This is a genomic window from Nocardia alni (genome assembly GCF_019038435.1).
Lineage (GTDB): Bacteria > Actinomycetota > Actinomycetes > Mycobacteriales > Mycobacteriaceae > Nocardia > Nocardia alni.
Genome location: NZ_JAGPOX010000033.1, coordinates 15,193 through 40,324, shown reverse-complemented (window position 1 = coordinate 40,324; position 25,132 = coordinate 15,193). Strand labels below are relative to the sequence as shown.

24 protein-coding genes are annotated in these 25,132 nt (G+C 66.4%); 11 read left to right on the top strand and 13 right to left on the bottom strand.

Features of this window, described 5'->3' with window-relative positions; all coding sequences use genetic code 11:
• Positions 1-4 precede the first annotated feature (4 nt).
• The 3 genes from JZ791_RS15270 to JZ791_RS15260 all read right to left on the bottom strand — a co-directional run bounded on the left by JZ791_RS15270 (position 5) and on the right by JZ791_RS15260 (position 3,543).
• Entirely contained in the window at positions 5-1,540 is a 1,536-nt protein-coding gene (locus JZ791_RS15270) for an acyl-CoA synthetase (protein WP_216895314.1), read from the bottom strand.
• 78 nt (positions 1,541-1,618) lie between these two features.
• A complete protein-coding gene (locus JZ791_RS15265) occupies positions 1,619-2,737 on the bottom strand; it encodes a DUF5938 domain-containing protein (RefSeq protein ID WP_216895312.1) in 1,119 nt (372 codons plus the stop codon).
• A gap of 2 nt (positions 2,738-2,739) precedes the next feature.
• Entirely contained in the window at positions 2,740-3,543 is an 804-nt protein-coding gene (locus JZ791_RS15260) for an SDR family NAD(P)-dependent oxidoreductase (RefSeq protein ID WP_216895310.1), read from the bottom strand.
• A 259-nt stretch (positions 3,544-3,802) separates the two neighbouring features.
• Between JZ791_RS15260 and JZ791_RS15255 the strand changes: the two genes are divergently transcribed.
• Entirely contained in the window at positions 3,803-4,456 is a 654-nt protein-coding gene (locus JZ791_RS15255; RefSeq protein ID WP_438804524.1) for a TetR family transcriptional regulator, read from the top strand.
• 141 nt (positions 4,457-4,597) lie between these two features.
• On the top strand, positions 4,598-6,061 hold the full coding sequence (locus JZ791_RS15250) for an AAA family ATPase (protein ID WP_216895308.1): 1,464 nt from the start codon (positions 4,598-4,600) through the stop codon (positions 6,059-6,061).
• Between the two features lie 19 nt (positions 6,062-6,080).
• On the opposite strand, the gene JZ791_RS15245 is transcribed toward JZ791_RS15250, so the two are convergent.
• From JZ791_RS15245 to JZ791_RS46495, 5 genes are all read right to left on the bottom strand, one after another.
• Complete coding sequence (locus tag JZ791_RS15245) at positions 6,081-6,755, bottom strand: response regulator (protein ID WP_308162937.1); 675 nt, start codon at positions 6,753-6,755, stop codon at positions 6,081-6,083.
• A complete protein-coding gene (locus JZ791_RS15240; protein ID WP_254205760.1) occupies positions 6,752-8,065 on the bottom strand; it encodes a sensor histidine kinase in 1,314 nt (437 codons plus the stop codon). The genes JZ791_RS15245 and JZ791_RS15240 overlap by 4 nt, the downstream gene beginning before the upstream one ends.
• 97 nt (positions 8,066-8,162) lie before the next feature.
• Entirely contained in the window at positions 8,163-9,008 is an 846-nt protein-coding gene (locus tag JZ791_RS15235) for an ABC-2 transporter permease family protein (RefSeq protein ID WP_216895306.1), read from the bottom strand.
• Positions 9,005-9,940, bottom strand: coding sequence for an ABC transporter ATP-binding protein (locus tag JZ791_RS15230; RefSeq protein ID WP_216895305.1), 936 nt, complete (start codon positions 9,938-9,940; stop codon positions 9,005-9,007). The genes JZ791_RS15235 and JZ791_RS15230 overlap by 4 nt, the downstream gene beginning before the upstream one ends.
• Before the next feature lie 294 nt (positions 9,941-10,234).
• Positions 10,235-11,383 carry a TetR/AcrR family transcriptional regulator gene (locus JZ791_RS46495; protein WP_216895303.1) on the bottom strand — a complete coding sequence of 383 codons (1,149 nt, stop codon included), beginning with the start codon at positions 11,381-11,383 and terminating at the stop codon, positions 10,235-10,237.
• Positions 11,384-11,671: 288 nt separating this feature from the next.
• On the opposite strand from JZ791_RS46495, the gene JZ791_RS15220 reads away from it, so the two are divergent.
• The 5 genes from JZ791_RS15220 (at position 11,672) to JZ791_RS15200 (ending at position 17,048) form a co-directional block, all read left to right on the top strand.
• Positions 11,672-12,628: a PDR/VanB family oxidoreductase gene (locus JZ791_RS15220; RefSeq protein WP_216895301.1), complete on the top strand. Its 957-nt coding sequence runs from the start codon at positions 11,672-11,674 to the stop codon at positions 12,626-12,628.
• A 50-nt stretch (positions 12,629-12,678) separates the two neighbouring features.
• Positions 12,679-13,896, top strand: a complete 1,218-nt coding sequence (locus tag JZ791_RS15215) for a Rieske 2Fe-2S domain-containing protein (protein WP_216895299.1) — start codon at positions 12,679-12,681, stop codon at positions 13,894-13,896.
• 625 nt (positions 13,897-14,521) lie between these two features.
• Entirely contained in the window at positions 14,522-15,253 is a 732-nt protein-coding gene (locus JZ791_RS15210) for an alpha/beta fold hydrolase (RefSeq protein ID WP_254205753.1), read from the top strand.
• Between the two features lie 9 nt (positions 15,254-15,262).
• Positions 15,263-16,387: an AAA family ATPase gene (locus JZ791_RS15205; protein ID WP_216895295.1), complete on the top strand. Its 1,125-nt coding sequence runs from the start codon at positions 15,263-15,265 to the stop codon at positions 16,385-16,387.
• On the top strand, positions 16,380-17,048 hold the full coding sequence (locus JZ791_RS15200) for a DUF4276 family protein (protein ID WP_216895293.1): 669 nt from the start codon (positions 16,380-16,382) through the stop codon (positions 17,046-17,048). The genes JZ791_RS15205 and JZ791_RS15200 overlap by 8 nt, the downstream gene beginning before the upstream one ends.
• A 46-nt stretch (positions 17,049-17,094) precedes the next feature.
• Here the strand turns inward: JZ791_RS15200 and JZ791_RS15195 are convergent, their stop codons facing one another.
• Positions 17,095-17,490 carry a YybH family protein gene (locus tag JZ791_RS15195; RefSeq protein ID WP_216895291.1) on the bottom strand — a complete coding sequence of 132 codons (396 nt, stop codon included), beginning with the start codon at positions 17,488-17,490 and terminating at the stop codon, positions 17,095-17,097.
• Between the two features lie 124 nt (positions 17,491-17,614).
• Between JZ791_RS15195 and JZ791_RS15190 the strand changes: the two genes are divergently transcribed.
• Positions 17,615-17,821: a hypothetical protein gene (locus JZ791_RS15190; protein ID WP_216895289.1), complete on the top strand. Its 207-nt coding sequence runs from the start codon at positions 17,615-17,617 to the stop codon at positions 17,819-17,821.
• An 81-nt stretch (positions 17,822-17,902) separates the two neighbouring features.
• Here JZ791_RS15190 and JZ791_RS15185 read toward each other — a convergent pair whose 3' ends face one another.
• On the bottom strand, positions 17,903-18,310 hold the full coding sequence (locus tag JZ791_RS15185) for a hypothetical protein (protein ID WP_216895287.1): 408 nt from the start codon (positions 18,308-18,310) through the stop codon (positions 17,903-17,905).
• 473 nt (positions 18,311-18,783) lie between these two features.
• Between JZ791_RS15185 and JZ791_RS15180 the strand changes: the two genes are divergently transcribed.
• Together JZ791_RS15180 and JZ791_RS15175 are read left to right on the top strand one after the other, a co-directional pair.
• Positions 18,784-20,289 carry an SDR family oxidoreductase gene (locus JZ791_RS15180; protein ID WP_254205752.1) on the top strand — a complete coding sequence of 502 codons (1,506 nt, stop codon included), beginning with the start codon at positions 18,784-18,786 and terminating at the stop codon, positions 20,287-20,289.
• Between the two features lie 37 nt (positions 20,290-20,326).
• Positions 20,327-20,635, top strand: a complete 309-nt coding sequence (locus tag JZ791_RS15175; RefSeq protein ID WP_308162936.1) for a nuclear transport factor 2 family protein — start codon at positions 20,327-20,329, stop codon at positions 20,633-20,635.
• A gap of 33 nt (positions 20,636-20,668) precedes the next feature.
• Here the strand turns inward: JZ791_RS15175 and JZ791_RS15170 are convergent, their stop codons facing one another.
• The 3 genes from JZ791_RS15170 to JZ791_RS15160 all read right to left on the bottom strand — a co-directional run bounded on the left by JZ791_RS15170 (position 20,669) and on the right by JZ791_RS15160 (position 24,095).
• Positions 20,669-21,448, bottom strand: a complete 780-nt coding sequence (locus JZ791_RS15170) for a maleate cis-trans isomerase family protein (RefSeq protein ID WP_216895286.1) — start codon at positions 21,446-21,448, stop codon at positions 20,669-20,671.
• Positions 21,449-21,604: 156 nt separating this feature from the next.
• Positions 21,605-22,705, bottom strand: coding sequence for a fatty acid desaturase family protein (locus JZ791_RS15165; protein WP_254205756.1), 1,101 nt, complete (start codon positions 22,703-22,705; stop codon positions 21,605-21,607).
• Positions 22,706-23,156: 451 nt separating this feature from the next.
• On the bottom strand, positions 23,157-24,095 hold the full coding sequence (locus JZ791_RS15160) for a helix-turn-helix transcriptional regulator (protein ID WP_216895284.1): 939 nt from the start codon (positions 24,093-24,095) through the stop codon (positions 23,157-23,159).
• A 201-nt stretch (positions 24,096-24,296) separates the two neighbouring features.
• Between JZ791_RS15160 and JZ791_RS15155 the strand changes: the two genes are divergently transcribed.
• Positions 24,297-25,127 (top strand): SDR family NAD(P)-dependent oxidoreductase, encoded by an 831-nt coding sequence (locus tag JZ791_RS15155; RefSeq protein ID WP_216895283.1) that lies wholly within the window; start codon positions 24,297-24,299, stop codon positions 25,125-25,127.
• Positions 25,128-25,132: the final 5 nt, after the last annotated feature.

Genomic DNA, 25,132 nt, shown 5'->3' with positions numbered 1-25,132 from the left:
GACTTCAGGGCGTTCGCAGCATGCGTTCGCGGATGTCGGGCTTGAGCACCTTGCCGAGCTTGGAGCGGGGCAGATCGGCCCAGATCTCGATCTGCTTGGGTGTTTTCACGCCGCTGAGCCGGTCGCGGGCGAAGGCGCGCAGGTCCTCGGGGGAGAGGGTGGCGCCGCGGTGCAATTCCACGACGGCGGTGACGCGTTCGCCCCATTTCGGGTCGGGCAGGCCGATCACCGCGCAGTCCTGGACCGCGGGATGTTCGAGCAGGGCCTGTTCGACCTCGGCGGAATAGACGTTGAAGCCGCCGGTGATGATCATGTCCTTGGCGCGGTCCACGACGTACAGGAAATTGTCGGTGTCGAGGTAGCCGATATCGCCGGTGTGATGCCAGCCGTGCCGCCTGGCCTCGGCGGTGGCCTCCGGATTCTTGTGATAACCGGCCATGACCAGCGGACCTCGCGCCACGATCTCGCCGCGCTCACCGGCGGGGAGCAACCCTCCGGCGGCGTCCATGACGGCGACCTGGGTGAGCGGGGTGGGCCGCCCGGCCGAGGCGAATCGTTCGCGCGCGAGCGTGCCGTCGGGGTGGAAGTGATCCCGCGGAGCCATGGTGGAGATCATCATCGGCGCCTCGGACTGACCGTAGAGTTGGCCCATGACCGGTCCGATGCGGTCCAGCGCCTGTTCCAGGCGGGCGGGCGACATCGGCGCCGCGCCGTACCAGAGGCATTGCAGCGAAATGAGATTCGTCTGCGAAAGGGCGGGATGGTCGAGCAGCATGTAGATGAGGGTGGGCGGCAGGAAGCTGTGGGTGATGTGGTGTCGTTCGATCGCGGCCAGGAAATCGCCCAGGTCGGGCTTCGGAAGGACGACGATCTCGCCGCCGAGCGCCAGGATCGGGAAGCACAGCACACCCGCGGCGTGGGTGAGCGGGGCCAGGGCCAGATATCGGGGGCGCGGCTCGAACGGGTAGCTCATCAGGGTGAGCGCGGTCATCGTCTCGATGTTGTGTCCGGTGAGCCGAACTCCCTTGGGGCGTCCGGTGGTTCCGCCGGTGCCGACGAGCAGCGCGAGATCGTCCGGCGGCTCGGCCGTCCATGGCTCCTCGCCACAGTCCTGCACCCATTCATCGAAAGACACCGCGCCGTCCGCGCTTTCGTCCAGGCAAACCAGTGTCTTCAGCTTCGGTAGCTCGGCTGCGATGGCTGTCACCAGAGGTGCGAAGGACGCCTGGAAGATCAGGCAGGTGCAGTCGAAAAGGTCCAGCAGGTCCCGGTTCTCGGCGGCCTCGTTGCGCGGATTGATCGGGCACCACACCGCCCCGGCCCGCGCGATGCCGAATACGCATCCGAATGCCAGTGCGTCGTTGGCGGACAGGATCGCCACGCTCTGGCCCGGGCGGACGCCTGAGCGGTCCAGCGCCCGCGCGATGCGCCACGACAACCGTTGTACCGCATCGTAAGTGCGAGTGCTCCCGCCCATCGTCAGGCAGGGCGCGCCGGGGCCGAGAGATGCCCCCTTGTCGAGAAAGTCTGTCAACCGCATCCGAGCGTCCTCGCGAATAGTGGTGGCGGGGTGCCGGATCACCGGGCACGGCGCTGTGCCCGGCGATCCGGCGCGTGATCAACGGTGCACGGTCAGGACCGGCTCGGATACCAGTCCGAATCCGCGCAGTACGCCGAGCAACTCACGATGACCGAATGCCTGACAGGCCGAGGCGAACCCGGCCCGTTTCGGCGGCGTCTGCAGAAGTGCGTTCGCGGCGTACGCCTGCAGAAGCCCGGTCTGTTTGTAGTTGCAGTTTCCGTAGATCACGCAGTGTGCGCGCCCGAGCGGGCCGGACGCATGGACCGAATCCAGCGAGGTGTTGACGCGCGGGTTCTCCCGCGGCGGCATCTCGCTGCGGACGCCGGCCGCCTGTTCGGCCAGCACCCGGTACTTCTCTTCCAGGGGAAGGTCTTTCACCTGCTCGACGACCGCCGCCACGATCTGCGGGACGCCCTGCATCAACGGCCGGTCGACCACGCCGCCGAGCACCTTGACGTTGGCGACGCGCGGATCGCGCCGGAACCACACCGGATGCGAGGTGCCGCCCCAGGGCAGCGCCAGGCCGAGTTCGTGCTGGCCGGGTACCACCAGCTCGTACACACCGGTGTCGGCGGGCCATTCGACGTACTTGTTCTGTTCGAGGTAGTACGCCGAGGACAGGGCGGCGTTGACCAGGATGGTCAGCGTGGAGGCGACGGTGGGGTAGCCCTTCCAGAACACCGCGATGTCGAGGGTGTCCAAACCCGGTGTCTCCAAACAGATATCGGCCGCGATCTCGCCGATCGTGTACATCTGCGCGATGCCGGGAGACAACAGCAGCCCCCGCTCAGCCATCCGCGGTCCGTACTGCTCGTCGCAGGTGATGAGCCAGTCCTGTTCACCGGTGGTGTCGAGGTAGTGGGTGCCACTGGCCAGACATGCCTCCACGACCTCGGGGCCGTACTGGGCGAACGGGCCGACCGTGTTGCATACCACGCTCGCACTGTCGAACAGCTCGGTGAGCGGGCCGACTTCGTGTGCCACCTCGACGATGTCGTACTCGACGGTGTCGATGCCGGGGACATGGTCCATCGCCTCCTGGAGGCGAGCCTTGTCCCGGCCCGCGGCCACGAAGGGAATGGTGAACTCGCGCAGGTATTCACAGATCAGCCGCCCGGTGTAGCCGGAAGCGCCGTATACGACAACAGGTTTCATGATCACATCCCCATTCCGCCGTCGACCGGCAGGCCGGCCCCGGTGATGAAGCGAGCGGCATCGGAGGCCAGGAACACCACCGCGTCGGCCATATCGGCCACCTCTCCGAGCCGGCCGATCGGGGTCTGCTCGATGACGCCCGCGACCGCGGCTTCCTGACTGGCGAACAGGCCCAGGTCGGCCACGTCCTGGGCGAGTTTGGCGCCCATCTCGGTCGGCACCAGGCCCGGGTACACGCAGTTGACCCGCACGCCGTAGCCGAGCTTGCCGGACTCCATCGCCGCGACCCGGGTGAGCCGGTCGACCGCCGACTTGGTCGCCGAGTAGATCGAAATCGACGGCCACGCAATGGTTGCCGCGACCGAGGAGGTGTTCACGATCGCGCCGCCACGGCCCGCCGCGCCACCCGGCCGCATGGCCCGGAAGGCGTGCTTGATGCCCAGCGCTGTGCCCAGCACGTTCACATCGAGCATCCGCCGGACCGCGGCGGGATCCAGATCCACGATCAGGCCGGTGATTTCGACACCGGCGTTGTTGACCAGGATGTCGAGGCCGTCGAGGGCGGCCACGGTGTCGGCGACGGCATGTTCCCACTGGGCGTCGTCGGTGATGTCGAGCGTGACGAATTCCGCGGTCGCGCCCGAATCTCGCAGCGCCTCAACGGTTTGCTTGCCCCGATCCTCGTTGATGTCGGCGATGGCGACGGCGGCTCCCGCTCGGGCGAGGGCCTGGGTCATCCCCGCCCCCAGCCCTTGTGCGCCGCCGGTCACCAGCGCCTTACGTCCGGTCAGCTCGAACACGCTCATGCCGCCGCCTCGCTGGTGTCCGCTGGTGTCACGAGTGTGAGGACAGCTGTGTGTATCGGCCGCTCGCTCATTTCGACGTCTCCTGATCCTGCGACGGTTCCAGAGAACCGACTGTGAAAATGCGATCTGGGTCACAGTCTCGACGTTGTTTGGACGGTCGTCAAGCCTTTCCTTGACGACCGTCAAGAAATCTTCTGACGATCGTGCACGCGCTCGCGTTACACTGGGGCCAACTCACAGAGGCGGAGGTATGCCGACAGTGACCGAAATACTCGCCACGAAGTCCAGCCGCATCGCGCGGCGGCAGGTCGACAAATTCGGTGAGCGCCGCGCAGAGCTCGCCTACGCCGCGCTGCACGCGCTGGCCGAATTGGGATATGCCCGCACCAGCCTGCGCGAGATCGCGCAGAAGTCCGAATTCACCCACGGGGTGCTGCACTACTACTTCAGCGACAAGGTCGAACTGATCACCCAGGCGGTGCGCCAGTACGAGGCGATCTGCGTCACGCGCTACGACGAGATCGTCGACGCCGCGACCACGGCCACCGAACTACGCGAGCAGTTCTCCGTAGCGATGGCCGCCACCCTGGAGGCCGACGCCTACCTGCACCGTCTCTGGTACGACCTGCGCAACCAGAGCCTGTTCGAGGAGTCCTTCCGCGCCGACGTGGTCGAAATCGATCAGCGCCGCGAACGAATGATCGGCAACGTCGTAGAACGCTACGCCGCCCTCTCCGGCGCCCCCCTGCTCATGTCCTCGGGCGCCGTATACGCCGTCTTCGACGGCCTGTTCCAACGAGCCCTCCTGCACAAACTCGCCGGCCGCCCGGACGCGGCCCGCTGCCTCCGCGACGAGGTAGCCCGCCTGCTCGACGTCCTCACCGCCGCGAACGTGAGCGTCCGCAGCCGCTGACAGCGGGTGAGTGTTGTCGGGCCGGTGAGATCGGGGGTCTGGAATCTCCCGTACCCATTCGGTCCAAGCTGCTTGTCGCCGCATCTACAGTTTGTAGGGGTACAGTTCTATAAACTGTACCCCTATAAACTGGGAGGCCGTGTGCGCAAGCCCACTGACATGTTCGACCGAGACTACGAGTGGGCGGCGCTGGAACGATTCGTCTCGGATGAGCAGCCGGGCGCGACGCTGGGTGTGGTGTCCGGTCGACGTCGGCAGGGCAAGACGTTCTTGCTCGAGTCCGTGTGCGCGGCGACGGGTGGGTTCTATTTCGGTGCCACGGAGGCGACCGACGCCGAGTCGCTGCGGCGAGTGAGCGCGGCGTTGACCGCTCACCTCGGTCCGGTGAGCCCGTTCCATTTCCACGGGTGGGCCGAGGTGATCGATACCTTGTTGAGCCTGGGTACGGATCAGCCGGTTCCGGTGGTGATCGATGAATTCCCGTATCTGGCGAAGGCGAATCCGGAATTGCCGTCGATCATCCAGGAGGCGTTGCGGCCACGCCGGGCACAGCGAACGAATTCTCGAACTCGGTTGCTGCTGTGCGGATCCGCGTTGTCGTTCATGGGACGGATCTTGTCCGGCAACGCCCCTCTCCGGGGTCGTGCCGGCCTGGAGTTGCTGGTTCGCCCGCTGGACTACCGGCTCGCGGCCGAGTTCTGGGATATCACCGATCCGCGTCTCGCGCTACAGGTCAATTCGATAGTGGGTGGTACTCCGGCCTACCGCAGGGAGTTCGCGCGAGGTGACACCCCTAGCGGCCCCGAGGATTTCGATGCATGGGTGGTTCGTACGGTGATGAATCCGGAGACGCCGCTGTTTCGGGAGCCGCGATATCTGCTGGCCGAGGAACCCGAATTGCGCGATACGGCACTGTATTTGTCCGTTCTGAGCGCTGTCGCGGATGGGAACGCGACTCGCGGCGGTATCGCGGGCTACCTCGAGCGCAAGGCGCCGGATATCAGTCACCCCATTGCGGTGCTGGAAGACGTCGGATTGTTGCATCGCGATGCGGATGTGTTCCGGGACAACAGGTCCACATATCGGATAGCCGAGCCGCTCATCCGGTTCTATCACGCCATCATGCGGCCGGTCTGGGATCAGTTGGAGCGTCCGGGCAGCGCGGATCGGGTGTGGCGGGCCAGCCGACGTCGATTCGTGAGCAACGTGCTCGGACCGCATTTCGAGCAGACGTGCCGGGACTGGGTGCTTTACCACGCGGATCCCGAACTGTTCGAGGAGCTTCCGGCCAAGGTCGGGCACGGGGTAGTCCACGATACCGCTACCCGGACCAGTCATGAGATCGATGTCGCCGTGATCGGCATGGCCGACGGCGGCAAGCCACCGCTTTTGGCGATCGGGGAGGCGAAATGGAACGACACGATGGGTGAGGGGCATCTGGATCGGCTGCGCCACATCCGGGATGTGATCACCCGCAACGGCAAGTACGACACCAGCCGGACGAAACTGTTGTGCTTCAGCGGCGCGGGTTTCAACCACAAGGCGCAGACCGCGGCGCAGTCGGAACAGGTCGCGCTGATCGATCTCCCGATGCTGTACGGATGAGGCTCGGGCCCAACCGATGTCAGGGTGTGTTGGGATGGGTCAGGCCCAGGTCGTAGGCGAGGATCACCGCCTGGATTCGGTCGCGGGCGCCGAGTTTGGACAGCACGCGGCCGACGTGGGTTTTGACGGTGGATTCGGAGAGCACCAGGCGTTCGGCGATCTCGCCGTTGGTCCAGCCCTGGGCGATGGCCGTGAGGATTTCCCGTTCGCGGTCGGTGAGGGCCAGCCAGCGCGGGTCGTTGCCGCCGGGCGGTGCGGGCGGGCCCGCGGGGAGGCGCTGAGCGTAGGTGTCGAGCAGGCGGCGGGTGAGGGTGGGGGCGATGACGGCGTCACCGCCGGCGACCGCGCGGATTCCGGCCAGGAGTTCCTCGGGGTGCGCGTCCTTGAGCAGGAACCCGCTGGCCCCGGCGCGCAGCGCGGCGTACGCGTATTCGTCGAGGTCGAAGGTGGTCATCACGAGGATGCGGGAGCGTCCCCCGGCGGCGACGATCTGCCGGGTGGCCTCGATACCGTCCATGCCGGGCATCCGGATGTCCATGAGCACGACGTCGGGTCGTAATTCCGCCGCGGAGCGGACGGCCTCGGAACCGTTCGCGGCCTCGCCGACCACCCCGGTCTCTGCCGCGGCCTCCAGCAGCATGCGCAGGCCGTAGCGTTGCAGCGGCTGGTCGTCGACGATCAGGACGGTGATCACGGTTGTCCGCCTACGGAATTCGGGAGTGGGGCGACGTCGAGAACAGCCTCCACGGTCCAGCCCCCACCGGAAGCTGGTCCGGCGGTGACGGTTCCGTCGTACAGCGCCGCGCGCTCGCGCATCCCGGCCAGCCCATGGCCCTCCCCAGGGGCGTCGGGCCGGGTGGCGCCGTCACGTCTTCCGGTGTCGTGCACGCGGATTCGCAACCGGGCGCCATCGGTGTCGATGGACACGTCGGCCCGGCTGCCGGGACCGACGTGCTTGAGGGTGTTGGTCAGCGCCTCCTGCACGATGCGATAGGCCATCAACTGCACGCCGCGATCGAGCCGGTCCAACTCGCCGCCGGTGTGGTAGACGACTTCCGTTCCGGCCGCCCGCACCCGCGCGTACAGCCCCTCCAGGTCGGCGATACCCGGTTGCGGCTCGAGCTCGGGGACATGCTGCGGGCCGCGCTCGCGCAGGACACCGAGCATGCGGCGCAGTTCGCCCAGTGCCTGTCGTCCGGCGTCACCGATCAGCAGCAGCGCCTCCCTGCCCCGCGCCGGATCGGCCTCGGCGGCGTAGGCCCCGCCGTCCGCGACCGTGATGATGACCGACAGGTTGTGGCCGATGATGTCGTGCATCTCCCGGGCCACCCGGGTGCGTTCGGTGGCGGCGGCCAGCCTGCTGCGCTGGTCACGCTCGATCTCCAGCCGGGCCGCGCGCTCGCGCAGGGCGGCGAGCTGCGCCCGGCGCGCCCGCACCGTCAGCCCCAGCGCGACGGCCGCCGTCACGGCGCTGAGCAGGAAGAACAGCACCTCCCACCGCAGGGCTCCGCTGGCGACCCGGATCGCGACCGGCACCATGACCGCGGCCGCCACGGTGCAGATCCAGGGCAGATGTGCCGGGCGTGCGCGCAGGGCCACGCTGTACAGCGCGATCAAGAGGGCGACATCCGCCCGTAGACCCGCACCCGACAACCACTGCACCAGGAATACCGCCGCGATCACCCCGAACGCCACCGACGGCGCGCGCCGCCGCCAGAACAGCGGCGCCAGCAGGCCGATCTGCAGCACGACGATCACGGGTGCGGACAGTTGGGTCAGCACGATCTGCGGATCGCGCGGACCGCCGGAGTGCGCGGGCCGCACGAAGTCCGGCCCGCCGAACAGCACGAAAACCAGCACGGTGACCGCGGCGTCGAGGATCCACGGATGCGCCCGGTCCACCTGCCGCAGGCGCTGACGAAGCCGGGCGAGCCGCGCGATCAGCGGTGCGGCGAATCCCGGGAACGGCCAGGCGGCAATCCCCTCTGCGGCGTCGGTGCCCATCGGTGTCACCCGTCCATCGTGTACGAGAATCGCGTCTACGAGAAACCGCCCACGCGGCACCGGGCACAGGCTCGATGCCGCGTGGGCAGATGACCTCTCACGCGTCGGTGCGCGCCAGCCGGTAGGCGGCCCCGCCCAGCGCGAGGACCGTCCAGCCGAGGAAGACCAGGAGTCCGGCCGTCGGAGACAGGCTGTTCGCGGTGTGGTGCAGGGTGAACATCGCCTGCCCGGCATTGCTGGGCAGATATTCGGTGACGTGATTCTGCCAGCTGTGCGGCAGCAGCAGGACCAGGGTGGGTACCAGCAGCAACACGCCGATCAGCACCGCGACACTGCCCGCCACCGACCGCATCAGCACACCCAGGGCGGCGCCGATGACGCCGATGATCGCCAGGTACAGCCCCGCGCCGAACAGGCTGCGCAGCACACCCGCGTCCGTGATCGACTGCGCCGCCGGGGTACCGGCGAGGATGTAGTGGTCGATCAGGTATGTGGCGAAGGCGCCGACAGTGCCGACGACCAGCGCGACCACGCCGTAGACGGCCGCCTTGGACCACAGCACCGGCAGTCGTCGCGGGACCGCGGCCAGGGTCGAGCGAATCATGCCGGTCGAATACTCACCCGCGACGACCAGCACACCGAGCACTCCCAGTGCCAATTCCGCGAAGTTGGTGCCGAACAGCGACAGACTCAGTGTGGTCGAGCCGACCCACTGCGCGTCGAGCATCTGCCCGGAGTGCAGTTTGGACTTGTACTGGATGGCGGCGATGACGCCGAAGCCCACCAGGAACAGCAGCCCGATGCCGAGCGTGATCCAGGTGGAGCGCAGCGACCACAGTTTCGTCCACTCCGACCGCAGCACCCGCGCCGCTGTCACCCGGTAGACGGGCCGGGTGGACTGCGCCTGGGCGGGCGCCGGTTCTGTCGTGATGGTGGTCGTCATGCCGCCCTCCCGAGGGTGTCGATATCGGTGCTGCCGTGGTATTCGACGGCGTCCCGTGTCAGGTCCATGAAGGCCTGCTCCAGCGAGACGGTCCGCGCGGTCAGTTCGTACAGTGCGATGCCGTGTTCGGCGGCCTTGAATCCGATTGCGCGCGCGGACAATCCGGCCACCTGCAAGGTTTCCGAACCGCTCCGCCCGGTGATCTCCACGTCGGGCCCGGCCAGAATCTCCCGCAGCCGCACCGGATCCGCGCTGGCGACGGTGACCGTGTTTCCGCCGGCCTCGCGCACCAGATCGGCCACCGTCGTGTCGGCGAGCAGCCTGCCGCGCCCGACGATGATGAGATGCTCTGCGACCAAAGCCATTTCGCTCATCAGATGCGAGGACACGAAGACCGTGCGCCCCTCAGCGGCGAGCGCCGTGAGCAGATTGCGAATCCACAGCACCCCTTCGGGATCCAGTCCGTTCACCGGCTCGTCGAGCATGACGGTCGCCGGATCGCCCAGCAGCGCCGCCGCGATCCCCAACCGCTGCCCCATGCCGAGCGAGAACCCGCCGGCCCGCTTCCTGGCCACCGCCTCCAGCCCGGTCATCTCGATCACCTCGTCCACCCGCCGCCGCGGAATCCCCTGCGTCTGCGCCTGTGCCAGAAGATGATTGAAGGCCGACCGCCCAGGATGAATCGACCGGGCCTCGAGCAGCGCACCGACCTCCTGCAACGGCGCCGAATGCTCGGCATACCGGCGCCCGTTCACCGTGACCGACCCGTCGCTGGGCGCGTCGAGCCCCACGATCATCCGCATGGTGGTCGATTTCCCGGCCCCGTTCGGCCCCAGAAACCCGGTCACCACACCCGGCCGGACTGTGAAGTCCAACCCATCCACCGCCGTCTTCTCCCCATACCGTTTGGTAAGCCGATGCGCCTCGATCATTACTCGTCCCTGCGTCCAAGCGCTCCGGCCGCTCCGGCTCGCCTCCATGTTCGAAGGTATGAGAACGGGAGAGCAGTTCCGTCGTACCGCGGCAGGAACTATCGGAACGGGAGTGGTACCGCGGTACGACGCGGACTCAGGGTGCCACCCGACTCACACCGGTGTCTCTCCTCTTTCGAGCCGCCTCTGGCACCAGTTGTCATGCGGTCGGGACCCGCACGTTGCCTCTGCTCAGCACGCATGGCGGGTCCCAATGCTTTTTGGAATACATCAACGGCTTTCGAGCGGAGATGATCAGCCCGTCATCGCTGCTTTGCGCTGCGCGGAAGCCTCCAACGAGCGTTCCAGGCGGGCGAGCAGCGCGGCGAGTCGGTTGCGTTCGGCTGGTACCAGTTCGGCGAGCATGTCCAGTTCGTTGGCGAAGTGTTCCTCGACCAGGTCGTTGATCAAGGCCAGGCCGGTGTCGGTCAGTCGCAGGTAGACGATGCGGCGGTCGTTCTCGTCGCGTTCGCGCAGGATCAGGCCCGCCTCCTCGAGCTTTCCGGCGCGCAGGGTCGTCCCGCCCGTGCTGACCAGGCTGGCGGCGGCCAGGTCGCCGGCGGTGCGGCGGTAAGGGGGGCCGACGCGGCGCAGGGCGGTCAGTACGTCGAGTGCGGCGAAGCTGATGTTTCGCTGTTCCACGACTCGGCCGACTTGCGCCTGGTAGCGCAGGAAGCATCGGTGCAGCCGGCCGAAGACCGCCAGTGCCGAGACGTCGATGTCGGGGAGTTCGGTCCGCCAGTCCGTCAGGATGCGTGTCACGGCGTCGGCGCCCGGGCCCTCGGCGTCGGACGTCGGCATGTCTTGTAACGCGACCGCCAGGACGGCCGCCAGCGCGGGTTCCAGGTCCGCGGTCGGGACGGAGCGGGCGGGCTCGTGGGCGAACAGGTAGCGCTCCATGATCACGCCGAACAGGATGCTGCGCACCAGCGCGGCGCTCGCTTCGGCGGTGGGGGAGCCGTCGAGCAGGCGCGTCAGGGGGGCGCTCACCTGCTGCTCCAGTACCTCGCGGAGCATGTCCGCGCTCGGCGGATGGGTGAGCGCGGAGCGGATCAGGGCGGGCCAGGGGTCGTCGGGCGGCAGACGGTCCCAGCGCTCCAGGTAGGCGTGGGCCAGGGCCTGCGCGAGCTGTTCCGGTCCGTCGTCGGCCCGGGCGGTCACGCCGGTGCTTATGCCGGCACCGCCGCCGACCACCTCGCGGAACAGCGCGTCCTTGGTGCCGAAGTACGACATCACCAGTCCCGCCGTCACCCCTGCCTCCGCGGCGATGGCCCTGATGCTCACGGCGTCGTAACCCTGCGCGGCGAACAACTGTCGCGCCGCGGACAGCACGGCCTGGCGGTTGCGCTCCGGATCGCGTGTGTTCTGCCGACCCACTGCCTGCTGCTCAACCTGCGAGGTCATGGGCACAACTTTAACGGGTGTTCAAAACAGTCGAGCTTAATTAAACGGTCGTTCAAGATATCGCTCACTTCGCGGAGCTAGCCACGTGGTTTCGCGGCAGTGGGTCTACCTCGGAAGACTGCGTATGACAGGGGTGTTTCGGTGTCGTTGCCGCTCAGGTGAAGCTCGGTGCCCCCTCTTGCGCGGTGAGGCTCTGTGGTCTTAAATACCTTAAGACTAAGATACATTTCATCCCAAGTGTGAAGGTCTCGACGGCGACGTCGGCCAGCGCACTGGAAGGGGCCATCGATGGGCAACAGCACTCGAGCCCTGCGAGTTCAGCAGAAGTCGTGGGAGGCCGAAGGCGTCACCGCCATCACGCTGGTCGATCCCGCCGGAGCGGATCTGCCCGGCTGGGAGCCCGGCGCGCACCTCGCCCTGCACCTCCCGAACGGGATGGTGCGCGAGTACTCCCTGTGCTCCGATCCGGCGGACGCACGACGCTGGACCGTCGCCGTGCTTCGCAAGCCGGATTCGCGGGGCGGCAGCAGCCACATCCACGACGCGCTGCCGGTCGGTGCGCTGATCGACGTCGACGGTCCGCGAAACGCCTTTTCGTTGGAACAGGATGCGGCCGAACACATTCTGGTGGCGGGCGGCATCGGGATCACCCCGATCATCTCGATGGTGCGCTGCCTCGAGCGGCAGGGGCGCCGGTGGCGGCTGCTCTACACGGGACGATCCCGCTCGACCATGGCATTCCTCGACGAGATCACCGAGCTTCCCGCGGACCGGGTCACCGTTCACGCCGATGACGAGGCGGACGGCGCATACCCCGATATCGCGGGACTGCTGGCACATCTGCCGCCGACCGCGCTCGTCTACTGCTGCGGCCCGGAACCGCTGATGACCGCGTGCGGCGCGGCGCTGACCGACCCGACCCGAATACGGCTCGAACGCTTCAAGGCGCCCGAGTCGGCCACCGCCACGGAGATGAACGCCGAGTTCGACGTGGTGATCGCCACCACCGGACAGCGCGTGCACGTCGACGCCTCGACCTCCGTACTCGATGCGCTGGAAGCCGCCGGAATCCCGATGGCCTCGTCATGCACCGAGGGAATCTGCGGCACCTGCGAGGTCGCGGTGGTCAGGGGCGATATCGACCATCGCGACTTCGTGCTCGGTTCCGGCGAACAGGCGAGCGGAACCACGATGCTGCCGTGCGTCTCCCGATGCCGGTCCGCCGAACTGGTCCTCGACCTCTGAGACGCCTCGACCTCTCCAGACACAGCCCAGCCCCCTCGAAAGGAATAACAGTGCTCGGGATTGCCGACAACGCGCACATCTCCCACACCGGTCCGCAAACGCCGATGGGGACATATCTGAGGAACTTCTGGATGCCGGTGGCGCGCAGCGCCGCGGTTGCGCCGGGCGCGGATCCGGTGCGCGCGAAGGCACTTGACGTGCCCATGGTCATCTATCGGCTCGACGACGGTTCGCTCGGCTGCCTCGACGAGCAGTGCCCGCACCGCCGCGCGTCGCTGGCCCTGGGATACAACTCCGGTTCCAGCCTGACCTGTATATACCACGGCTGGGAGTTCGGCAGCGGCGGTCGTTGCGTCGCGGTGCCGACCGAGCCGGAACGCCGGCGGGACCGGTTCCGGGAGATCCTGCCGGTGAATTCGCATCCGGTGCGCGAAGCGGCCGGGATGATCTGGGTGTACCTGGGCGACGGCGACGAACCGCCGTTCCCCGCTATGGATTTCATGGGTCTGGACGACGATCACTGCCGGGCCGTGGTCGGTGTGACCCGGTGTGGCTGGGTCCAGTGCCTGGAGGGGCTGGTCGACACCGCGCACCTCGGCCAGCTGCACAAGACGCAGTTCCCGGGGCAGGACAAGGTGGCCTACGAGGCCGCGCCGTCGATCATCGTCCGGGACCGCCCGTACGGCATGCAGATCTACGCCGACCGCCCTCGGCCGAACGGCGGGCACTACTACCGTGTCACCGAGTACGTCGCGCCGTTCTGGTGCTTCGTGCCGCAGAACGACGAGCGCGCGGCATTCGGAATCGTGCCGATCGACGACACGCACACCATGCAGTGGGTGGTCTGGTACGACAAGAACGATCCGCTCGACGCCGCAAAGCCGCTGGGACGACATGCCGCTCCACTGACTCGGCGCCCCGACGATTTCACCGCGGAGATGCGCGGCAAGCAGCGCTGGGGTCAGGACCGTGACACCCTCGGTCGCGACCACTTCTCCGGCCTCGACAACCTGTTCTTCGAGGACCTGGCCGTTCAGGAGAGCCAGGGCGCGATCATGGACCGGGAGAACGAGCACCTCGGTTCCAGCGATGTCGGCATCGTGCGCCTGCGCAAGATCCTGCGCGACGCCGCGACCTCGGCCGCCGCGGACGCGCCGACCATCTTCAATCGACCCGGCGACCACGACCTGAAACCGGTGCGCGGTTCCTCGTTCGAGAGCGACGACGATCTGGCAGCCATCCTCTCCACCGCCGAGAACGGAGCGTAAGGGATGCATCCCGAAAGCATCCGCGCCCCCGCCACCGAGGCCGCAGACGTCTCGATCGCGGAATACGACTCGATTCATTTCCCCGGTACCGGCTGGATCAGAATCCGCCAATTCCGCCGAGATCCGCAGGGAGCGTTCTTCGTCTCAGGATTCGACAGCGAGGGCAACTGGACAGAGAACATCCCACTCCCCCCGGGAGTCCCGTTCCGCGTACGCTCAACTTTCCGGCCGGTCGTTATCCCCAGCGTGGGATTCCCCGGACACCGCTGGATCTCTCGGCGGATGCGTAAACAGCTTGCTGTTCGACCGGCCCGTTGAAATTTGTTGTCGCGGAGCCTGAGTGGGCCCGCGCCACGTGCTCGCAGGGTCGGCGGCAGCGAGTCCCGCTTCGTCGATCGCGAAAACCATTCCTGCAACACCTGGTTCACCGCTCGATTGCACCAGAACCGGGTGCGCCGCAGTACTACTGGCCGCGATGACCGCCGGGTCGGTGATGGTGAGTGGCAGTTCAGCGGAACTGGGCGGATCCTCCGGTCAGGAGATAATGCCTTCCGGTGATCCTGTTCTTTCGGGGACGAGTAGGGGTGGAATGCAATCAATGGTGATCCGGGCCGATGATGGGACCTTGCTGCACGTCGGTGCCACAGGACGTGGTCCAGATGTCGTCGTCTTGTCCGGCGGACCGGGCTGCGTCCATTACCTCGAGCATGACGAGCTGGCGCCTCGTGGGATGCGGGCCTGGTTTCCGGAACCCAGGGGCGTTGGACGCTCCGAGGGCGGCCCCCATGATCTGGGCCAGGCAATCGCCGATCTCGAGGCAGTTCGACGGGCCGCAGGCGCCGACAGCTGGACGGTACTGGGCCATTCCTGGGGCTCGGACCTGGCAGTACGCTATGCGCTGGACCATCCCGATCGCGTTCGCTCCGTCATCGGTATCGCCGGGCACGGATTGCACAAGGACCGCACTTGGTCCCGGATCTACGAGTCCGCGCGGCATCTGGAAGCCGACCTCGGGATCCCTTGGGAAACAGACGTTCACGCGGCACTGAACGAGTCGTTCATCGCCTGGATCCACGAACCCGATCTCCTGCGGCGCCTCGCCGACACGACCGTCCCTATGAGATTCATTGCCGCGCAGCACGACATCCGCCCCGCATGGCCGCTGCGGCAACTCGCCGCACTGGTCCCGCAGGGCACGTTCGAGGAACTACCCGCTGTTGCCCACAATCTGTGGGCGACCGACCCACATGTGTGGGTCGAACTCGTCACTGCAGCATGCACGGCACCGAGCACGGACGCAGTGCAACCATGGCGCGGAACAGCCCGGCAACGCTGGAACGCCGGTGGTTCACCGTAGAGTGATGCCATGCCAGGTCAGCCGTTGAAACAGATCCAGATCGAGGGCTTCACCTCCATCAGGTCCGCCACGGTCGATCTCGGCCGAGTGAATATTCTGGTCGGTGCCAACGGCGCGGGTAAGAGTAACTTCGTTCAAGCTCTGGCGATGCTGGGGCGCATCGTCGACGGGGAGTTGGGCCTGTTCGTCGGCTTGAACGGTGGTGGATCCGCGCTGCTGACCCACGGCAGCGCCACCTCTCGTATTCGGCTGGAGCTCGACGCCGATCCGAATTCGTATGAGGCCGTACTGGTTCCCGGTGCCAATGACGAGTTGATCTTCGACAGTGAGGTTGTTCGCCACCACGAATCAAGTCGTCGGGAACCTTCCGACCAGCTACTCGGCCGAGGGCACAGAGAAACGCTGCTGAGCACGCCGACGGCCGAACCGGGCGGTGGCACAGCCGGTCATGTTCTGGATCTGCTTCGCGGCTGCAAGGTCTATCACTTCCACGACACCACTGCCGACGCGCCGGTGAAGCGAATGGTTCCGACCGCAGACAACCTGCGGCTCAGTCCGGATGCGGGCAACCTCGCGGCGTACCTGTACAGGCTCGGGTCCAGCAGCGATGTGGCCGATCAGGCCGCCTACCGTCGAATCGTGGGCGCGATTGCACTGGTCGCGCCATTCTTCCGCGACTTCGTGCTGCAGCCGGAGGGCAACGATCGCATTCGGTTACGTTGGCAACAGCAGGGCACCGACGGCGTCTTCTCCGCCAACCAAATGTCCGATGGCACACTCCGGTTCGTCTGTCTTGCCACACTATTGCTGCAGCCGGACCTGCCCGCCCTGGTGGTTCTCGACGAACCTGAACTCGGTCTGCATCCTTTCGCGATCGTGCAACTCGCCAGCCTGCTACGCCAAGCATCGACGCGTAGCCAGGTGCTCATCGCCACCCAGTCGGTCACCCTCATGAATCAGTTCGAGGTCTCCGACCTGATCGTCGTCGAGCGAAAAGACGGCGCCTCGAGCTTTTCCCGCCCCGATCCCGATGCGCTCGAGGCATGGCTCACCGAATATTCACTCGGTGAACTCTGGGAAAAGAATCTGCTGGGCGGTCGACCCACGCACGAGGAATCGGCCACTGATGACTGAGTATCGCCGCCTTCATCTGCTGGTGGAAGGGCAGACCGAGGAAATCGTCGTGTCCAACGTCCTCCGGCCGTATCTCGCCGCGCGCGGCTGGAGCGTCAGCCATTCGGTCCTTACCACGAAACGGCCGGCCGGCGGCCCCAACCACCGTGGTGGTGTGAGCAGTTGGGGGAAGATCGAGCGTGAGATCAAGCTGCTCCTGAGCGATACGAGCCTGACTGTCCTAACGACCCTGTTCGACTACTACGCCTTCCCCTCCGATGCCCCTGGGATGGCTGACCTTGCTGCCGGGCGGTCCCCTCATGAACGAGTTGAGTGTCTCGAACATGTTCTCGCGACAACGATCCCCGATCGGCGTTTTCTTCCAAATCTCATTCTGCATGAGCTGGAGACGTGGGTTTTCGCAGCGGCAGAGCAGATCGGATATCTGCTGCCCGGACTCGCCGAGCAGTTGCTGGCCGATGTCCGGACTGCCGGCGGCCCTGAGTTCGTCAACGACGGCACCGAGACCGCGCCGTCCAAGCGGCTGGTGAACTATTGCCCGCAGTACTCCAAGACGAATGATGGGCCGTTGGCGATCGCCGATCTCGGAATCGGTGCACTCCGTAAACAGTGTTCGCATCTCGACGCATGGTTGAACATATTGGATGAGCGCATGATCTGAGGGTGGGCCAGTGGCCGGGGTTATATTGTGAGGCAATATCTTCCGGTTACGTTGGTATGGGGGTTCCCTGGGCTGATGCCAGTAGCAGGGTGTCTGAGGTGGATGTGTAGACGTGGGTGTAGCGGCTGGCGGTGGTTGTTCGGGGGTTGTCGGGGGAGTTGAATTCCATTGTGGTGCGGCCTATGACGATGGTTGTTGTTCCGAATCGGCGGACTACTGTCTCGTCGGGGAAGGGGGTGATGCGGGTGAATTGGACGGCGTGGGCGCTGACGAAGTTCAGGAATTCTGTTCTGGCCGTTACGTTGCCGGCTGCTACATCGACTATGAGGAAATCGGGGGCGAGCATTGTGTCGAGTGTGGTGTGGTCGGCTGTCAGCAGTGCTTCGAAGAAGCGCAGGTCGGCTGCGACGGCGGGATCTGTTGGGGGAGTGGGTTTGCTCATGGGTGAGCCTCTCGGTCGGATCGTATCTCGTCCCGGACGCTAAACCTTGCCGTCGAAGTCAGGTCAACTCGACGGCAGGCGTTCCCCTGGGGGGTGCTCGGCTCGTTTGTGGTAGTCGCTAACCGTGGTGGCCGCCACCACTGAACCCGCCATCACCGTGGTGGCCCCCACCGCCGGTGTGATGACCACCGTTGTGGTGATGTCCGCCGAGGTGGTGATTGTGGTGCTGAGTCGTATCCTGCGTCCAGACCCCCACGTCGCCCGGGTCGGAGCCGCGCCACTGGGATCTCCTGCGGCCTTTGGCAATTCTGCTGAGGACGATCACCGCTAACACGACGAGCATTATCAATATGAGAGACATAGCGTGCACGCTCCTTGCCTTTCCGATCTCTGTGACGTTTCCGGCCGCAATTCATCCCATGGCGTCCAACGCGCGGGACATCGCCAGCGAGGAGACTACGAGCCCGCCCATGAACGTGGCCGTCGACATCGCGATAGCCGGACCGAACCGAACCGATCGGCGTAGCAGCAGATAGAGCGCTGCGGCGACGAAGAAGGCAAAATACGCGAAGACGAAGCCGAACCACGTGCCCACGCCCAGCAGGATCACGCACCCCACCGTGGCCAATGCCGCACCCCGGCTGCCGAAGTCGCGCCGCGTCAGCAAGTAGGTCACTGTACCGGGCAGTGCGGTCATCGCGACAAGCCACGACAAGACCTGAAGGATCGCCGGGCGCTCTACGACCTCGACTCCGATAACTCCGAGAACTGTGACGCCGAGCGCCAGCGCCAGCGGTGCCACCATTGTCCGATTGATCATGTGCCGATGTCCTGTTCCCCGTATCGAGGCAACCACTGCCGCTCAGTGCCGATCCTCATCCGGTCAATGTACAGCCCGGCACGAAATCCATTGCTGCGAAGATGATTTCGTTCAGGAGATCTTCAGCGTGCCGACGGCGCGACTACTCCGGCGAATATCCGGTCACGCCGATGAGCGGTCGTATCAACAGCAAGTCCGGCTGTTGCGGCAATCGCCCGGCAGCGGGGTGGTCCGGAGGGAGATCGCCCTGCTCCAGCGCCGTTGGGCGACAACCGAATCCGATCGCTCTGTCCCGTGACGGAGTTGATGTCGCTGATACGGTCACCGCCGTTTGGCCGCGAGGGTGTTATCGAGTATCCGCAATGACCGACTGAGGAACACCCGTCTCGAGCCCTGGGGTCGTAACCGAGGCATGGGCCCGCGAACTCGCAGCAATTCCACGTGGCAGGATGGTCGGGTACGGGTACCTGGTCATGGATCGATATCGAGCCGATGCGGGAGAGATTCCGGAGGTCAGGAACGGTATGCGCTGTGTGGTGTTCGGGGCGACGGGCTATATCGGGGGCAGGCTGGTGCCGGAATTGCTGGGCGCGGGTTATCGTGTCCGGGTCATGGCACGTAATACGGGGAAACTGGCCGAGGCGCCGTGGCGCGAGAAGGTCGAGGTGGTGCGTGGCGACGTGACGCGCGCTCAGGACGTGGCCACCGCCCTGACCGGCGCGGACGTGCTGTATTACCTTGTGCACTCGCTGACTCGTACCGACTTCGACGAGGTCGATCGGCGGGCCGCCGAGGTGGTGGCCGGCGAGGCGGCGCGGGCGGGTGTGCGCCGGATCGTCTATCTCGGCGGCATCACCCCGCCCGGTCAGCAGTTGTCGCGGCATCTGGCCTCCCGCGCGGAGGTCGGCCGGATCCTGCTCGCCGGATCGGTTCCCGCGATCGCGCTGCAGGCCGCGGTGATCATCGGGTCGGGTTCGGCCAGTTTCGAAATGCTGCGCTATCTCACCGAGCGACTGCCGGTGATGGTGACTCCGCGGTGGGTGCGCAACCGCATCCAGCCGATCGCCGTGCGCGACGTGTTGTACTACCTGACCGGGGCGGCGGAACTGCCCGATGAGGTTGTCGGCACATTCGATATCGGCGGACCCGATGTGCTCAGCTACACGCGAATGATGCACGAGTACGCGTCCGTGGCCGGGTTGCCGCCACGGGTGATCATCCCGGTCCCGGTGCTGACTCCGTGGCTGTCGGCGCAATGGGTCAACCTGGTCACGCCGGTGCCCAAGGCGATCGCGGTGCCGTTGATGGAGTCCCTCGTCAACGACGTGGTCTGCGCCGATCACGCGATAGCTCAACACATTCCGGATCCGCCGAACGGCTTGATCGGTTACCGGCACGCGGTGGAACTGGCGCTGGCGAAGATCCGGAATCTGGATGTGCCGACCCGCTGGTCGGATGCCGACCAGTTCGGTACCGAGCCGTCCGCGCCGCTGCTCACCGACCCGGAATGGTCGGGCGGTTCCCTCTACACCGACCAGCGCGAACGACGCAGTTCCGCCGATCCCGCCGGGCTCTGGGCGGTGATCGAAGCCATCGGCGGTGATCACGGCTGGTACTCGTTTCCGCTGGCATGGTCGCTGCGGGGCTGGATCGACCGGCTGACCGGCGGGGTGGGGCTTCGCCGCGGCCGCCGGGATCCGCACCGGCTACGTGCCGGGGAGGCATTGGATTGGTGGCGGGTCGAGCGCATCGAACGTCCGCACGTGCTGCTGCTGCGCGCGGAGATGCGCCTGCCCGGCCGCGCCTGGCTGGAATTGCGCGTGGACCAGGACGAGGACGGCACCATATACCGCCAGCGCGCGCTGTTCGAACCGCGTGGGCTGGCGGGCCACCTCTACTGGAAGGCGATCTCTCCGTTCCACGCGATAGTGTTCGGAGGCATGACGCGCAACATCACCGGCGCGGCCGAAGCGGCATAGACCTCGCGCAGTACCCACCATCCCGGAGGAGTTCACTGTGAATCAGATCGACCCCGTGGTAGCCGAGTTCGTCGAGGTCCTCAACGCCGGCGATAGCAACGGTTTCTTCGGTCTGCTCACTCCGGACGCCACGATGTCCGACGACGGCGCCGACCGCGATCTGCGAGACTGGGTGCAGAGCGAGGTCTTCGGCAGCAACGGCCGGATGGACATCGAATCTGTCGCCGACAACGGCAGTGCCCTGGTCGCCAACTACACGAACGACCGCTGGGGCGCGATGCGTACGGCGTGGCGGTTCACCGTTTCGGACGGGAAGATCAGCCGTTTCGAGACCGGTCAGGCGTAGGCGACCTGCGAGACCGGCTGGCACCTGGGCCGGTCACGATCTCGCGGTCGGATCATCGGTTTGTTCGAACAGTGGCCCAGCCTCGGCGGCGACGGTCGGCTTGCCTGTCAATCGGGTTGCGGCCCAGAGGGTTACCTGTGTCGCCGTGAGGACCGGACAGCCCGCGGCCTGTTCCAGTTCTGTGGTCAGGTGACTGGCGTGCAGGGCCGTCTCCGGGAGTAGTACCGCTTGCGCCCCTGGGTGCGCGCTCCTCTTTACGAGATCGACGATCTGTTCCGGAGCCCATTTCGCGAGTTCCCGATCCGAGCGCGCCGAGGCGTCGACACGGTTGACCACCTCGGCGCCGGCTTCCCGCACCCGCGCGACGAAATGCTCGGACACCTCGGCGTGATACACCGAAGCGAGGGCGACCCTGCTCAACGCCAAGTGACGAATCGCCTGCTGGAACGCGAAGGTCGTACTGGTGGCCGGACATCCGACAACGCGCTCGATGGCGCGCAGCTGTCGTTCGACACCGCCGGGCCCGTCCAAGAAACTGGCGCTGGTCACCGCGAAGGCGACCGCGTCGAGACGCCGCTCGCCGACCGCATCGGGCAGAACCCGCTCCAGATGCTGTGCCGAGCCCAGCCGACGCAGCGCATCGATAACCCGTCCGATATCCATCGCGGCCAAGTCGTCCACGTCGTCGGGCCACGGAAAGTAGACGACCTCGAGATCCAGCGCGGGGCGAAGCACCGCGGCCAGATCCAGAAAATCGTCCTCACCGGCATTCGGGGTGGGATACAACAAGCCGACCCGCGGACCTCCAACCATGGACCCGCATGCTATTACCTTTGTCGGGTTCCGGCAGGCGGTGGATCGATGCCGGGGCAGCCGATCGGGCCTCGAGCGTCCCGCTACCGCGTCCCGCCGATGGGTGCACATCGACGCCGTCCGGCGCAGCACAGCCGAACGGTGTCGATCGTCCGGTCAGTTGGCCGATTCAGGCCGGGGATCATGCGACGTCGCGGAGGTGGCGAAACCTATCGGTGCAGAAGCCGAGGCAGCCTCGGTCGCGATCTCGACCGGTTCGGGGGTTCGGGTTACGGAGTGCAGGTGGCGGAGGGCTTGGGAGTAGGAGCCGAGGAGGGTGGTTTCGCAGTAGGGGAGGTCGAGTTCCGCGCAGAACTGTTCGACCAGTGGTTGGGCTTGTCGCAGGTTGGGGCGGGGCATCGAGGGGAACAGGTGGTGTTCGATCTGGTAGTTCAGGCCGCCCATCGCCGTATCGATGAACGGACCGCCGCGCACGTTGCGGGAGGTGAGTACCTGACGGCGCAGGAAGTCGGTGGCGTCGTCGGCTGAAAGGACCGCCATCCCTTTGTGGTTCGGTGCGAATGTGGAGCCCATGTAGAGGCCGAACAGGCCTTGTTGCACGGCGATGAAGACGATCGCCTTGGCGGGGGACAGGATCAGGAACACCGCGCAGAGATATCCGACGGCGTGCGCGGCCAGCAGCGTCGCCTCCAGGGCGCGATTCGGGATCGGCCATCGGATCGCCGCTTTGGCGCTCTGGATGTGCAGGCTGCCGGCTTCCAGTAACAGCATGGGGAAGAACAACCAGGCCTGGTATCGGAAGATCAGGCCCCGGATGCCCCGGCCGGCGCGGGCGCGCTCGCTGGAATGGGCCAGCACCCCCTCGATGTCGGGGTCCTCGCCCTCGGTGTTGGGGTGGGCGTGATGCCGGTTGTGGTTGCTGGTCCACCAGCCGATGCTCACCCCGATGGCGAGGTTGCCGAAGATCGCGCCGTACAGGTAGTTGGCCTGCCTGGTGCCGAAGATCTGCCGGTGTCCGGCGTCGTGCCCGAGAAACGCGAACTGCGGGAAGACCACTCCCAGGAACACCGCGACAGCGAGCTGCCACCAGGAGTCGCCGACCACGACGAACGCGATCCATCCGATCACCCACGCCGCGGCGGTCAGCGCACTACGCCAGAGGTAATAGCGCAACCGCCGATTCAACAACCCGGCCGAGCGCACCCGCCGCAACAACACGGCATACTCGCTGCCACGCCTAGACGCAGCACTCTCCATCACCACGGGCCGCATCCGCCTGCCTCACTACCGTCGGGGTTTCACCATCGTCTGTCGAACCGAATCCGACCAGGCATCATCTCAGCGGCCGGACGGACAACAACCAGGATGCGGCTATCAGACCGACACCCGGTGAACAGGCGTGCCGGTCGGTCATACATCTGCGTGACGAATCGGCTCGCGGCGAGCCGATGGACACCCCCATATACTGCCATGCCGACGAGCGAGCGTTTACCCGGTTGTCCGCTCTGGGGTGTTGGGCAGGTCAGAGCTTCGCCCGGTGGGCGGCTGTGATGAGTCCGTGCTCACGAGTATCGGCACGGTCCGCGTCGACTCCGTCTCGAGGCGCCGCACGAGATCGGCGCACTCGGGTGTTCACCTCAGTGGTGGCCGGCTACCGATCGTTCTGTTCCTGACGCGGGCTGTCGAGAGCGTATAGACACGTCGCGATTCACTGGTCGATAGGGTCTCGGCTGGTGCTGCGGGGGTGTTTGCCGGAGAAACGGCCGGTCGAGCCGGTTGCGATGTCGTCTGCCAGGGGCGGTAGTGCGATCGGCCCGGTCCGGAGCAGGCCGTCGAGCCGCGTCGAGGTGCTCTCGTCGGCCGGTAGGTAGACGGTCAGCTGCAGGTTGTCGGTGTCGGGGAGAATCAGCGTCTCGAACGCGAGGCGTAGTTCGCCGGCGTCCGGGTGGCGCAGTGATTCGACACCGGTCCGTGCCGGTGGGGACGGCGAGGCGTTCGCGCGATCGGTGAATGTGGTCGCGGCGAGCGTGGTCAGCTCGTCGACCAAGCGGCCGGCGTGCGGGTCGGTGCGGTGTGAGAGCCCGAGGGACGCGACCCTGGCGTCGGCGATCGCTTCCCAGTCCGGATAAGCGGTACGGGCGCGAGGATCGGTGAGTGCGAAGTGGACGAGGTTGGCGGGGGTCCGGTCGAGCAGGCCGATCGGCGCCATGAGCCGTGCGAACCCCTCGGTGTGCGCGAGCACGTCGGTCAGCCGGTTGACCACGACGGCCGGTGTGGGTTCGAGTCGGTTCAGCAGCGTCCGGATGGTCGGGCGGATCTCGGTACTCGGAGGTTCGGCGGCCGTGCACTGTTCGGCGGGCAATTGTATGCCGCGGGCGGCCTTCACGAGTCGGCGGAGTTCATGCTGATCGTTCGGCGACAGGCGCAGCGCCTCCGCGAGCGCGCCGATGACCTGACGCGAGGGATGCTGGTCCCTGCCTTGTTCCAGGCGGGCCAGATACTCCATGCTGACTCCCGCCAGCGTCGCGAGCTCGCTTCGGCGCAGGCCGGGGGTGCGGCGTCGGTTGCCCGGCGGCAATCCGACGTCGTCGGGGCGCAGGGCCTCGCGGCGGGAGCGCAGGAAAGCGCCGAGCTCGTTATCGCTCACAACTTCGAGCCTAGTGCCGGGGAGCGGCTTATCGCCGCCCTCCGATTACCGGAATCTCCACTACCATCCGGTTGAGCGCCTGGGCCGATTCCGCAAAATGCCTCCCGCACCTACTCATTGAGGTCGAACCCGCCCTCGACGAGAGATGAAACCGCGGATCGCCCCAGCGGCCCCGATCCCGAATCGACCAGGAGACGAACGATGAATTCCCGACGGACTGTCGTGATAACCGGTGCCAGCGACGGCATCGGCGCGGAAACCGCGCGCGCTCTGGCCGCGCCCGATGTCGACCTGATCATCACCGGCAGGTCGGCGGGAAAACTCGCCGCGGTGGCGGAGGAGACCGGCGCCACGGCATTCACCGCCGATTTCGCCGTTCTGGACGAGGTGCGCGCGCTCGCCGGACAGATCGCCGAGCAGGCGGGCACGATCGATGTGCTGATCAACAATGCGGGCGGCATGTTCGAGCCGGCGCGGCACACCGTCGACGGGCACGAGCCCAACTTCCAGATCAATCATCTCGCCCCCTTTCTGCTCACCACCGCGCTGCACGACCGGCTCGCCGCGGCCAAGGGCGCTCTGGTGCTGAACACCTCGAGTGCCGGCAACCGTGCCGGCCGCGTAGACCTGTCCGATCTCGACCTCCAGCGCCGCCGCGCGTTCCAAATGCGCGCGTACGGGACGAGCAAGTTGATGAACATCCTGTTCACCCGCGGTATCGCCGAGCGTTGGTCGGACGACGGAATCGTCTCCGCAGCAGTGCATCCCGGCCCGGTCGCGTCGAGTTTCGGCAGGGACTCCTTCGCGGTCGGTCTGCTCTATCGCACTCCGTTGCGCCATCTCGGGACGATCACACCCGCCAAGGGAGCCACGCCGCTGATCGCGTTGGCCCGCCGCGGCGCCGACCCCGAGATCAACGGTGTCTATTTCGACCGTCACCGCGCGCAGGGGCGCGAGGCGCCGCAAGCCCACGATCGCGCGATCATCGACGGGCTGTGGGCCGCCTCCGCGGATCTCGTCGCCCCGCACTGACCGCG

What these genes read in the sequence shown, in the direction of transcription:
- JZ791_RS15270 (WP_216895314.1), bottom strand. Translation starts at nt 1,540, where the DNA reads ATGCGGTTGACAGACTTTCTCGACAAGGGGGCATCTCTCGGCCCCGGC.
- JZ791_RS15265 (WP_216895312.1), bottom strand. Translation starts at nt 2,737, where the DNA reads ATGAAACCTGTTGTCGTATACGGCGCTTCCGGCTACACCGGGCGGCTG.
- JZ791_RS15260 (WP_216895310.1), bottom strand. Translation starts at nt 3,543, where the DNA reads ATGAGCGTGTTCGAGCTGACCGGACGTAAGGCGCTGGTGACCGGCGGC.
- JZ791_RS15240 (WP_254205760.1), bottom strand. Translation starts at nt 8,065, where the DNA reads ATGGGCACCGACGCCGCAGAGGGGATTGCCGCCTGGCCGTTCCCGGGA.
- JZ791_RS15235 (WP_216895306.1), bottom strand. Translation starts at nt 9,008, where the DNA reads ATGACGACCACCATCACGACAGAACCGGCGCCCGCCCAGGCGCAGTCC.
- JZ791_RS15230 (WP_216895305.1), bottom strand. Translation starts at nt 9,940, where the DNA reads ATGATCGAGGCGCATCGGCTTACCAAACGGTATGGGGAGAAGACGGCG.
- JZ791_RS46495 (WP_216895303.1), bottom strand. Translation starts at nt 11,383, where the DNA reads ATGACCTCGCAGGTTGAGCAGCAGGCAGTGGGTCGGCAGAACACACGC.
- JZ791_RS15220 (WP_216895301.1), top strand. Translation starts at nt 11,672, where the DNA reads ATGGGCAACAGCACTCGAGCCCTGCGAGTTCAGCAGAAGTCGTGGGAG.
- JZ791_RS15205 (WP_216895295.1), top strand. Translation starts at nt 15,263, where the DNA reads ATGCCAGGTCAGCCGTTGAAACAGATCCAGATCGAGGGCTTCACCTCC.
- JZ791_RS15200 (WP_216895293.1), top strand. Translation starts at nt 16,380, where the DNA reads ATGACTGAGTATCGCCGCCTTCATCTGCTGGTGGAAGGGCAGACCGAG.
- JZ791_RS15195 (WP_216895291.1), bottom strand. Translation starts at nt 17,490, where the DNA reads ATGAGCAAACCCACTCCCCCAACAGATCCCGCCGTCGCAGCCGACCTG.
- JZ791_RS15185 (WP_216895287.1), bottom strand. Translation starts at nt 18,310, where the DNA reads ATGATCAATCGGACAATGGTGGCACCGCTGGCGCTGGCGCTCGGCGTC.
- JZ791_RS15180 (WP_254205752.1), top strand. Translation starts at nt 18,784, where the DNA reads ATGGATCGATATCGAGCCGATGCGGGAGAGATTCCGGAGGTCAGGAAC.
- JZ791_RS15170 (WP_216895286.1), bottom strand. Translation starts at nt 21,448, where the DNA reads ATGGTTGGAGGTCCGCGGGTCGGCTTGTTGTATCCCACCCCGAATGCC.
- JZ791_RS15165 (WP_254205756.1), bottom strand. Translation starts at nt 22,705, where the DNA reads ATGGAGAGTGCTGCGTCTAGGCGTGGCAGCGAGTATGCCGTGTTGTTG.
- JZ791_RS15155 (WP_216895283.1), top strand. Translation starts at nt 24,297, where the DNA reads ATGAATTCCCGACGGACTGTCGTGATAACCGGTGCCAGCGACGGCATC.